The sequence below is a fragment of the Streptomyces sp. FH025 genome, assembly GCF_017427025.1.
In the GTDB taxonomy this organism is placed as follows: Bacteria; Actinomycetota; Actinomycetes; order Streptomycetales; family Streptomycetaceae; genus Kitasatospora.
On record NZ_JAFLNG010000223.1, the window covers coordinates 1 to 10,732 of the forward strand.

The 10,732-nt window shown below is 73.7% G+C and carries 9 protein-coding genes; 8 read left to right on the top strand and 1 reads right to left on the bottom strand.

Annotated elements, in window-relative coordinates; genetic code table 11:
- Positions 1-60 precede the first annotated feature (60 nt).
- Genes J0670_RS17660 through J0670_RS17680 form a run of 5 tightly spaced genes read left to right on the top strand, consistent with a single transcriptional unit; the run spans position 61 to position 6,751 of the window.
- Positions 61-2,469: a type I polyketide synthase gene (locus tag J0670_RS17660; protein WP_207812567.1), complete on the top strand. Its 2,409-nt coding sequence runs from the start codon at positions 61-63 to the stop codon at positions 2,467-2,469.
- Positions 2,466-3,248, top strand: coding sequence for a thioesterase II family protein (locus J0670_RS17665; protein WP_207812568.1), 783 nt, complete (start codon positions 2,466-2,468; stop codon positions 3,246-3,248). The genes J0670_RS17660 and J0670_RS17665 overlap by 4 nt, the downstream gene beginning before the upstream one ends.
- Positions 3,245-4,393, top strand: coding sequence for a pyruvate dehydrogenase (acetyl-transferring) E1 component subunit alpha (pdhA, locus tag J0670_RS17670; protein ID WP_207812569.1), 1,149 nt, complete (start codon positions 3,245-3,247; stop codon positions 4,391-4,393). The genes J0670_RS17665 and pdhA overlap by 4 nt, the downstream gene beginning before the upstream one ends.
- On the top strand, positions 4,390-5,373 hold the full coding sequence (locus J0670_RS17675) for an alpha-ketoacid dehydrogenase subunit beta (RefSeq protein ID WP_207812570.1): 984 nt from the start codon (positions 4,390-4,392) through the stop codon (positions 5,371-5,373). Before pdhA ends, J0670_RS17675 begins: the two co-directional genes overlap by 4 nt.
- 13 nt (positions 5,374-5,386) lie before the next feature.
- Positions 5,387-6,751 carry a dihydrolipoamide acetyltransferase family protein gene (locus J0670_RS17680; RefSeq protein ID WP_207812571.1) on the top strand — a complete coding sequence of 455 codons (1,365 nt, stop codon included), beginning with the start codon at positions 5,387-5,389 and terminating at the stop codon, positions 6,749-6,751.
- 124 nt (positions 6,752-6,875) lie between these two features.
- On the opposite strand, the gene J0670_RS17685 is transcribed toward J0670_RS17680, so the two are convergent.
- The gene (locus J0670_RS17685; protein WP_207812572.1) at positions 6,876-7,922 is read right to left on the bottom strand and encodes a ketoacyl-ACP synthase III family protein; all 1,047 of its coding nucleotides are present in this window, start codon (positions 7,920-7,922) and stop codon (positions 6,876-6,878) included.
- Positions 7,923-8,107: 185 nt separating this feature from the next.
- On the opposite strand from J0670_RS17685, the gene J0670_RS17690 reads away from it, so the two are divergent.
- The 3 genes from J0670_RS17690 to J0670_RS40570 form a co-directional block, all read left to right on the top strand.
- Complete coding sequence (locus tag J0670_RS17690) at positions 8,108-8,635, top strand: nuclear transport factor 2 family protein (protein ID WP_207812573.1); 528 nt, start codon at positions 8,108-8,110, stop codon at positions 8,633-8,635.
- Positions 8,636-8,710: 75 nt separating this feature from the next.
- Positions 8,711-10,540 carry a non-ribosomal peptide synthetase gene (locus J0670_RS17695; RefSeq protein ID WP_207812574.1) on the top strand — a complete coding sequence of 610 codons (1,830 nt, stop codon included), beginning with the start codon at positions 8,711-8,713 and terminating at the stop codon, positions 10,538-10,540.
- A gap of 43 nt (positions 10,541-10,583) precedes the next feature.
- On the top strand, positions 10,584-10,732 hold a 149-nt coding region (locus tag J0670_RS40570), incomplete at its 3' end, for an MbtH family NRPS accessory protein (RefSeq protein ID WP_207812575.1).

Below are 10,732 nucleotides of genomic sequence, written 5' to 3' on the forward strand. Positions count from 1 at the left end.
GCGACGAGGAACTGCTGCAAGCCCTGTCGGACGACCTGATCGTGGATATGTGAGGTGACCATGGACGCCAACGACATGCGCCGGGTCATGGAGCGACAACTCGCCCAGTCCCAGCGGCTGAAGACCCGGATCCGGGAGCTGGAGCAGGCCGAGACCGCGCCGCTCGCGGTGGTCGGGATGGCCCTGCGCCTGCCCGGCGGGCAGACCACCCCCGAGGACTACTGGGACTTCCTGCTCGGCGACGGCGACGCCGTCGGGCCGATCCCGGAGGACCGCCCGGGCCTGCGCTCGGTCTACGCCCCCGGCCCCCCGCGCCCCGGCCACTCCTACGTCGAGCACGGCGGCTTCCTGAGCGACGTCGCCCACTTCGACCCCGGCTTCTTCGGCATCTCCCAGCGGGAGGCCGAGGCCCTCGACCCCCAGCAGAGGCTGCTGCTGGAGACCGCCTGGGAGGCGATGGAGCGGGCCGCGATCCCGATCCGCCGCCAGGACCGGCTGAACGCCGGCGTGTTCGTCGGACTGATGACCGCGGACTACGTCGAGCGGCTCGGCCACCGGGCCGACAAGACCGCGATCGACCCGTACTACGGCACCGGCGGCGGGCACGCGATGGCCGCCGGGCGGGTCAGCTACGCGCTCGGACTCTCCGGGCCCGCGCTGACCGTCGACACCGCCTGCTCCTCCTCGCTGGTCGCCCTCCACCTGGCCGCGCAGAGCCTGCGCCGCTCGGAGTGCCGCTACGCCCTGGTCGGCGGCGCGAACGTGTTCTTCTCCCCGGACCTCCAGGTGTCGCTCTGCCAGAACCGCGCCCTGGCACCCGACGGCCGCTCCAAGTCCTTCCTGGACTCCGCCGACGGCTACGGCCGCGGCGAGGGCGTCGGCGTGCTGGTCCTGATGAAGCTGTCCGACGCCGAGCGGGAGAGCCGCGAGGTGCTCGCCGTGCTGCGCGGCACCGCCGTCAACCACGACGGCGCCTCCTCCGGCCTGACCGTGCCCAACGGCCCGGCCCAGCAGCAGGTGCTGCGGGCCGCCCTGGACGCGGCCGGCCTCGCCCCCGAGTCCGTCGGCTACGTGGAGGCGCACGGCACCGGCACCTCGCTCGGCGACCCGATCGAGGCGACTGCGCTGGACGCCGTCCTCGGCAACGGCGCCCCGAACCGGACGGACCCGCTGCTGGTCGGCACGGTGAAGTCGCGGCTCGGCCACCTGGAGAGCGCCTCCGGCATCGCCGGGCTGATCAAGCTGGTGCTGATGCTGCGGCACGCCAAGGTGCCGGTGGCCCAGCCGGAGTCCGCCGGCCCGCTCAACAAGCTGATCCCGTGGCGGCAGCTCAAGGTCGAGGTGCCGCGCCGCACCCGGGACTGGCCGGGCGACCCGGAGCAGAGGGTCGCCGGGATCAGCGCCTTCGGGATGAGCGGCACCAACGCCCACGCCCTGCTGGCCTCCTACCGGCCGAGCCCGGCCGCCCCGGCGGCCGGGCCGGCCCCGGCCGCCGCACCCGAACTGCTCACCCTGTCGGCCAAGGATCCGGAGAGCCTCGCCGCGCTCGCCCGGCGCACCCTCGCCAGGCTGGCCCGCACCGGGCCGGCCGACCTGGCGGCGGTCTGCGCCACCCTGCGCGACGGCCGGGCCAACTTCCCGTACCGGCTCGCCGTCACCGGCGGCGGCGCCGAGCAGCTGGCCACCCGGCTCGCCGCGGCCGCCGAGGCGACCGCGGTGGGGACCGTCCCCGGCGGCACCGTCCGGCTGCGCCTCGCCGAGGACGGCGGGGCCCTCCTCCGCGCGCTGGACGCCCTGCTGGCCGCCCACCCCGCGCTGGGCGCCGGCCAGGAGGGCGCGGCCGAGGCCCCCGGCGTCCGGCTGGCCCGCCTCCTGGCCGGGTTCAACCTGCGGATCGAGCGCACCCAGGACCGCCCCGTCACCCCGGACGGCGTCGCCGAACTGGAGTCCGACGGACGAACCCTCGTCCTGGCCACCCGGGACCACGCCCGCACCCCGGCCCTGCTGGCCGAGGCACTGGCCGCGCTGTTCCGCTCCGGCGCCGACCTGCGGCTGGACGGGCTGCGCCGCCCGGGCACGCCCCGGACCGGCGACCTGCCCACCTACCCCTTCCGTCGGGTCCGCTGCTGGATCGACGAGCCGGACCCGGCCGAGGCCGCCGTGCCGGCCCAGCGCGGCGCCGAGTCGGCGCCGGGGCTCGACGGCCCGTCGAACGTGAGCGAGTTCCTCCGGAGCGAGCTCGCCCGCGTGCTGCACGCCGACGGGACCCGCCTCGACCTCTCGCAGACCATGCTGGAGGTCGGCGGCGACTCGTTCAGCGCGATGAAGCTGACCATCGCCATCGAGGAGACCTACGGCGTCGAGGTACCGGTCGAGGAGCTCGACGTCGAGCTCCCGCTGGTCGAGCTCTTCGACCTGCTGAGCGGCTTCGTCGTCGGCACCGAACGACAGCTGGAGCCACTGGCATGACCATCCCCTTCATCCGCCCCCGCGTGGTCGAGGACCCCGAGCTGCGGCTCATCGGCTTCCACCACGCCGGGGGCTCCGGCTCCGCCTACTTCCCGCTGCACAAGGAGCTCCCGCCCACCTGGGAACTGCTGCTGCTCGACCTGCCCGGGCGCGGCAAGCGCTACGGGCAGGCCCCGATCGAGGAGCTGACCGAGGCCGTCGAACTGGCCGTGCGGGACGTCCTGCCGTGGACGGACGCGCCGTTCGCACTGTTCGGCCACAGCTACGGCTCGCTGGTCGCCCTGGAGACGGCCCGCACCCTGCACGGGCTCGGCCGGGAGCCGGTCTGGCTCGGCGTCTCCGGAAGGGTCCCGCCCTCCTACCGGGGCCGGCGCAAGCAGCTGTCGTCGCTGCCCGACGGCGAACTGCTCCAGGAGCTCGACGCCATGGGCGGGCTGCCCGAACAGCTCGCCGAGATACCGGAGTTCCTCGACCGCTTCGTCCGGCTCACCCGGGCCGACCTGCGCGCGGTGGAGTCCTTCCGGCCCGCCGAGGACCGCGCCGTGCTGGGCTGCCCGATCACCGTGTTCTGCGGCACCGACGACGCGTGGGGCCCGCCGGAGGAGATGGACGGCTGGGGTCTGGAGACCTCGGCCGGCCACCGCCGACTGGTCCACCGCGGCGGGCACTTCTACTTCCTCGGCTCCGCCATGCCGGCCTTCGCCCGCGGTGTGGTCGCCGAGATCGAGTCCGCGCTGGCCACGGCCGGCGTCCCGACCACCGGGGGAGCCCTCCGATGAGCGCGACCACCACCGCCGCCGCCGCCGCCGGCGCCGCCACCGCCTTCCGGCTGGAGGCCGCGCCGGTGGACACCGGCCAGGTCCAGCTGCTCACCCCCGACGGCGAGCGGATCCACGTCCCCGGCCTCGACCTCGACTGCACCCCCGGCGAACTGCGCGCGATGTACCGCGACATGGTCCTGGTGCGCCGCTTCGACAACGAGGCGACGGCGCTCCAGCGGCAGGGCGAACTCGGCCTGTGGACACCGCTGTTGGGCCAGGAGGCGGCCCAGATCGGGTCCGCCCGGGCGCTGCGGCCGGACGACTTCGTCTTCCCCAGTTACCGGGAGCACGGCGTGGCCTGGGTCCGCGGCGTCGACCCGCTCGACCTGGTCAGGGTCTTCCGGGGCACCACCAACGGCGGCTGGGACCCTCAGGCCCACAACTTCCACCTCTACACCCTGGTCGTCGGCGCCCACCCGCTGCACGCCACCGGCTACGCGATGGGCGCCGCCCAGGACGGCGCCGACACCGCGGTGATCACCTACTTCGGCGACGGCTCGACCAGCCAGGGCGACGTCTCGGAGGCGTTCAACTTCGCCGCCGTCCACGGTGCCCCGGTGGTCTTCTTCTGCCAGAACAACCAGTGGGCGATCTCCGAGCCGACCGAACGGCAGTCCCGGGTGCCGATCCACCAGCGCGCCCAGGGCTTCGGCTTCCCGGGCGTACGGGTTGACGGCAACGACGTGCTGGCCTGTCTGGCCGTCACCCGGGCCGCCCTGGAGCACGCCCGCAGCGGCCAGGGCCCGGTGCTGATCGAGGCCTACACCTACCGGATGGGCGCGCACACCACCTCCGACGACCCGACCCGCTACCGGCACGAGGCCGAGCGCGAGCAGTGGACCGCCAAGGACCCGATCGCCCGGCTCCGCGCCCACCTGACCCGCGAGGGCCACGCCGACGAGGCGTACTTCGCGGAGGTCGACGCCGAGGCCGAGCGGCTCGCCCTGAGGGTGCGCGCCGAGGTCCGGTCCACCCCGGACCCGGCGCCGCTCACCCTCTTCGACCACGTGTACGCCGAACGGCACCCGCTGGTCGACCAGGAGCGGGACGAACTCGCCCGCTACCTCGACTCGTTCGCCGACACCGACGCGGAAGGGCGATGACCGTGACCACGCAGCTCACCTTCGCCAAGGCGCTCAACTCCGCCCTCCGGCGGTCCCTGGAGCTCGACCCCAAGGTCGTCCTGATGGGCGAGGACATCGGCCGGCTCGGCGGCGTCTTCCGGATCACCGAGGACCTGCAGAAGGACTTCGGCGAGCACCGGGTGATGGACAGCCCGCTCGCCGAGTCCGGCATCGTCGGCACCGCCGTCGGCTACGCCCTGCGCGGCTACCGCCCGGTGGTGGAGATCCAGTTCGACGGCTTCGTCTACCCGGCCTTCGACCAGATCGTCGCCCAGGTCGCCAAGCTGCACGCCCGCTCCCTGGGCACCGTCCGGATCCCGATGGTGATCCGCATCCCGTACGGCGGCGGGATCGGCGCCGTCGAGCACCACAGCGAGTCGCCGGAGGCCCTGTTCGCGCACACCGCCGGCCTGCGGGTGGTCTCCCCGGCCACCCCCGAGGACGCGTACTGGATGCTGCGCCAGGCCGTCGACTCCGAGGACCCGGTGGTGTTCTTCGAGCCGAAGCGGCGCTACTGGGACAAGGGCGAGGTCGACACCGAGCGGCCGCCGGCCCCGCTGCACGCGGCCCGGATCGCCCGGCCGGGCGAGCACCTGACGCTGGCCGCGTACGGGCCGATGGTCAAGGTCTGCCTGGAGGCCGCGGCCGCCGCCGAACGGGACGGCCTCTCGCTGGAGGTGGTCGACCTGCGGTCGCTGTCACCGATCGACTTCCCGACCCTGGAGGAGTCCGTCCGCCGCACCGGCCGGCTGGTGGTGGTGCACGAGGCGCCGGTGTTCCTCGGGACCGGGTCGGAGATCGCCGCCCGGGTCACCGAACGCTGCTTCTACCACCTCGAAGCCCCGGTGCTGCGGGTCGGCGGGTTCCACCTGCCGTACCCGCCGTCCCGGCTGGAGGAGACGTACCTGCCCGACCTGGACCGGGTGCTCGACGCCGTCGACCGCGCCCTCGCACACTGAGGAACGAACCGAGATGACCACGAGCACGCTCACCCCGCCCCGACTGCGGGAGTTCCCCCTGCCGGACGTCGGCGAGGGGCTGACCGAGGCCGAGATCCTGCACTGGCACGTGGCGGTCGGAGACCGGGTCCGGGACGGCCAGGTGGTCTGCGAGGTGGAGACGGCCAAGGCCGCCGTGGAACTGCCCGTGCCGTACGACGGGGTGGTGCACTCGCTGGGGTACCCCGAGGGCGCGGCGGTGGCGGTCGGGGCCGTCCTGATCACCGTGGACACCGCCCCGGAGGCCGGGGAGGTCGGGGAGGTCGGGGAGGCCGCCGCTCCGCCGGAGTCCGGGGAGCGGAAGGCGGTGCTGGTCGGGTACGGCGTCGCGCCGTCCCGGACCGTCCGGCGCACCCGTCGCACCACGGCCGTCACCGCCGTCCCCGCCGCCGCCCCCGTACCCGCGTCGGTTGTCCGGGCGGAGCGGCCGACGGCCAAGCCCCCGGTCCGGCGGCTGGCCAAGGACCTCGGGATCGACCTCCGCGAGGTCACGCCCACCGGTCCCGACGGCACCGTCACCCGGGCCGACGTCCAGGCCGCCGCCGCAGCCCGCACGGCACCCGCACCGGCACCCGAGCCCGCCGCCGAGCCCGTTCCAGGGCCCGTTCCAGGGCCCGTTCCCACGGTGGTCGCGGTTCCGGGGGAGACCCGCACCCCGGTGAAGGGGGTGCGGAAGGCGACCGCCGAGGCGATGGTGCGCAGCGCCTTCACCGCCCCGCACGTCACCGAGTTCCTCACCGTCGACGTGACCAGGACCATGCGCCTGGTCGCGGAGCTGCGGCGCGACCCGGCCTTCGAGGGCCTGCGGGTCAGTCCGCTGCTGGTGACCGCCAAGGCCCTGCTGACCGCCGTCCGCCGCAACCCGGGGATCAACGCGGCCTGGGACGAGGCGAACCGGGAGATCGTCCAGTACGAGAACGTCAACCTGGGCGTCGCCGCCGCCACCCCGCGCGGCCTCCTGGTCCCCGTGGTGAAGGCGGCCCAGCGCCGTACGCTGCCCGAACTGGCCCGCTCGATCAACGAGTTGGCCGACACGGCGCGGGCCGGTCGGACCGCTCCGGAGGACCTCCGGGGCGGCACCGTGACCATCACCAACATCGGGGTGTTCGGCGTGGACGCCGGCACGCCGATCCTCAACCCCGGCGAGTCCGCGATCCTGGCGCTCGGCGCCGTCCGCGAACGCCCGTGGGTGCACAAGGGACGGGTGGTGGCCCGACAGGTCACCACGTTGGCGCTCTCCTTCGACCACCGGGTGGTCGACGGCGAGCTCGGCTCCCGGTTCCTCGCCGACATCGGCGCGGTCCTGGAGCGGCCCAAGCGGCTCCTCACCTGGAGCTGACAGGCCTCGGGGCCTGCCTGTTGGGTCCTTGCCGGGTCCGACAAAACCCAACAGGCAGGCCCCATCCAGAAGGGGGCGGCGATCCCGATCGGATCGCCGCCCCCTTCGGCGTGTTCGAGGACGCTCAGTTGCTCCAGTCCGGCACGTCGACGACCTCCAGCACGGCGGCGGTCCACATGAAGCCGATGCCGACTCCGACCGTGGCGATCAGGTCCCCGGGCTTGGCCTTGCGGCTCTCGATCAGGTGGTTGATGCCGAGGAACTGGTCGCTGCTGCCCATGTGGCCGAAGTCCAGGCCCCAGTCGTAGGTGGTCTTGGCCGGGTCCAGGCCGAGCTTCTGGTAGAAGCCCCACTCCGCGATCGGCTTGATCACCGTGCCGTGGATGAACCACTGCACCTCGTCCAGCGAGGTGTCCGCGTCGGCGAAGGCCTGGTCCAGGGTCTTCATGAAGTTGTCGCTGACCACCTCCAGGACCTCGTCGTACGCGTCCTCGTTGCGCAGCAGCCAGTCGCCCGGGCGCGAGCCGAGGTCGATGGTCTTGCCGTCGGCGAACGGCGCCTGGGTCCACGGGCCCATGCCGCGGTACAGCGGCTCCAGGCTGGCGTCCGAACGGCTCACCGTGGAGCGCACCTTGGCGAAGCCGGAGCGGGTGGACAGCACGGTCGCGACGGCGCCGTCGCCGAAGACCGTCTGGTCGTCGCTGCGCCAGCGGTCGATGTACGGCAGCTGCCAGGCGTCGCCGCAGGTCACCAGGGCGGCGGTGGCGTCCGGCCGGGCGGCGATCCAGGAGGCCGCCAGCTCCAGCCCGCCGAGCACGCCGTTGCAGCCCTGGCGCATCTCGATCGCGGCGGCGGTGGTGTGCCCGAGGGTCTCCTGCTGGACGAAGTGCGCCGGCGTCCACAGCTCGCGACCCGGGTGGTTGGTGTACGCGTGCAGGACGAGGTCGATCTCCTGGCTCGCGTGGCCCGAGCGGGCCAGCGCCTGCCGGCCGGCCGCGGCGGCCATCACCGGTCCGGTCTCCTCGGCGGTGGCGACCCGGACCGCGCGCACCCCGTTCTTCTCCGCCGCGGCGGCATCGTAGTCACCGGCGGCGATGGCCTGTTCGGCCGTCAGCGTCTCCTCGGGGAAGTACGCACCGAGGCCGGCGAGGTAGATGTTGTCCCAACGCATCTGACACGACTCCCATACGGTTCAGGGCTCTGCTGTTGCGACCAGGGTGGGAGCCGCCCGTCGAGGCCCGCTCAAGTCCTCGGGAGCTCGAGGACGGGCCCGTGGGATTCAAGTGGCCCTGTAGCCGCCGCTCCTAGCGTGTGGCCACCTGATCCCCCCGAACACCACGATCCCAAGAGGTCACCATGCGCGAGAAGTTGGACGTCAACGAGGACGAGATCGCGGTTGACAACGGCGAGCCGAAGGAGGCCTACACGCACGGTGAGGCGCTGGCCGCCTGTGACCGCTGCACGGCCGAACTCAAGGCCGCCGCCGAGGAGTTCGACGCCGCCTTCGCGGGCCGCGACTTCGACAAGTGGTTCTCGTTCTTCGTCGACGGCAACGTCACCGGCCTCGGTGCCGACGGCACCATCGGCATGAACAAGGAGTCCTGGGGCAAGATCCTCGGCTCCTACTTCGAGGACCCGACCTGGCGGATGAAGACCGCCCCGGTCAAGATCGCCGTCCAGTCCTGCCGCACCGGCCAGGTCATCGAGCGGGTCCGCTTCGACTCGCCCGCGCTCGGCCACATCACCTTCGTCCACGTCATGGTCTGGGTGCGCGACCACGGCGACTGGAAGATCGCCCTCCAGACCGAGGCGGGCCCGCTGGAGACCAAGACCGAGCTGCTGCACCAGTTCGAGGGCCGCACCACCGCGGACATCCCGGCCTGACGTGGCCGCGGAGCCGACCGACCGTCACCCGCGCTCTCCGGTGAGAGCGGTGAGAGCAGTGAGGAAGCGACACTGATGGACCGAGTAGAGACCTTGCCGAGGACGTCCCCGCTGCTGGGCCGGTTCCTCGACGCCGTCCGCAGCCACCCCGACCGGGAGGCCGTGGTCGGCTCCGACGCCACGCTCAGCTACGCCGAGCTCGACGCCCGCACCGACCGCCTGGCGGGCCTGCTCGCCGGGGCCGGAGCCGGCCCGGACCGCACCGTCGGCGTCTTCCTGCCCCGCACCAGCGACCTGATCGTCGCCGTGCTGGGCATCCTGAAGGCGGGCGCCGTGTACGTCCCCTTCGACCCGGAGCAGCCCGCCGAGCGCCTCGCCGGGATCGCCTCCGACGCCGGCGTGCTGACCGTGCTCACCCACTCCTCGGTGAGCGACCGGCTGCCCGAGGACGTCCGGGGCGGCGCCGTCCACCTCGACGGGCTCGACTGGGACGCCCTCGACCGGGTCGCCCCGGTCGAGACCTCGCCCGACGACCTTGCCTACATCATCTTCACCTCGGGCTCGACCGGCCGCCCCAAGGGGATCGGCGTCTCGGTCTCGGCGCTGACCGACTTCCTGGAGGGCATGGAGCACGGCGGGTTCTTCCGCGAGCCGGGCGAGCGGGTGGGCTGGAACGCCTCGGCCGCCTTCGACGCCTCCGTGCAGGAGTGGGTCCGGGTGTTCCGCGGCGACACCGTCGCCGTCATCGACGACGACACCCGCCGCGACGGCGAGGCCTTCGCGCGCTTCGTCGAGGAGCACCGCCTCGACGTGGTCGACATGACCCCCTCGCACGCCCAGGTCCTGCTGGAGGAGCTGGAGCCGGTCGCCCGCCGGCGGCCCGGGCTGCGGCTGCTGATCGCCGGCGAGGCCGTCCCGCCGTCGCTGTGGAACAGGCTGGCCGAGCTGACCGCCGAGGGCGTGCTCTCCGCGGCCAACCTGTACGGCCCGACCGAGGCCACGGTCAACGCGCTCGGCACCCACATCACCGAGGCCGGCGAGCCGCACATCGGCGGCCCGCTCGCCGGGGTGGGCATCCGCATCGTGGACGCCTGGCTGCGCCCCGTCCCGGCGGGCACCGCCGGGGAGCTGTGCCTGGCCGGTCCCGGCCTGGCCCGCGGCTACGTCGGCCGCCCCGGCCTGACCGCCGCCCACTTCGTCCCGGACCCGTCCGGCCCGGTCGGTTCGCGGATGTACCGCACCGGCGACCGGGTGGTCGAGCGCGCCGACGGCACCGTGCGCTACCTCGGCCGGACGGACAGCCAGGTGAAGATCCGCGGCCACCGGATCGAGCTCGGCGGGGTCGAGGCCGTCCTCACCGACCACGCGCTGGTCGCCCGCGCGGTCGTGGTCAGCCACACCGGCGACGACGGCGTGAACCGGCTGGAGGCGCTGCTGGAGCTGCGCGAGGGCGGCACCGTCGACGCGGTGCGCGACCACGCCGAGCGGCTGCTGCCGATCTGGATGCGCCCGACCGGCTACACCGTGGTGCCGGCCTTCCCGGTCACCACCAGCGGCAAGGTCGACAGGCTGGCGCTCGCCGCGCTGGTCGGCAGCACGGCCGTCCCGGCCGCCGAGCCGGTCGAGCCGGTCGAGGGGCCGACGGCCGCCCCGGCCGCCGAGGGCTCCGTCACCGAGGTGGTCGCCGAGGTGTGGACCGAGGTCCTGGGCGTCCAGCCGCCCGCCGCCGACGCGGACTTCTTCGACCTCGGCGGCCACTCGCTGAGCGCCATGCAGGTGGCCACCCGTCTGCGCTCCCGACTGGACGTCAAGGTCCCGACCAGCCTGCTGTTCCGCATCCGCGAGTTCGGCGCCTTCGCCGACGCGGTGGCCGAGCGCAAGGCCCAGGCGGCCGCGGGCAACTGACCCGGCCCTACCCAACCCCACCGACCACCACGAGGAGACGGAGATGGACGACGCAGCCCCCGAGCGCTGGAGCGTGCTGGTGAACGAGACCGGACAGTACGGCCTCTTCCCGGCCGAACTCACGGTCCCCGACGGCTGGTACCCGACCGGCCACCAGGGCACCCGGGAGTCCGGCATCGAGTACGTCGACCG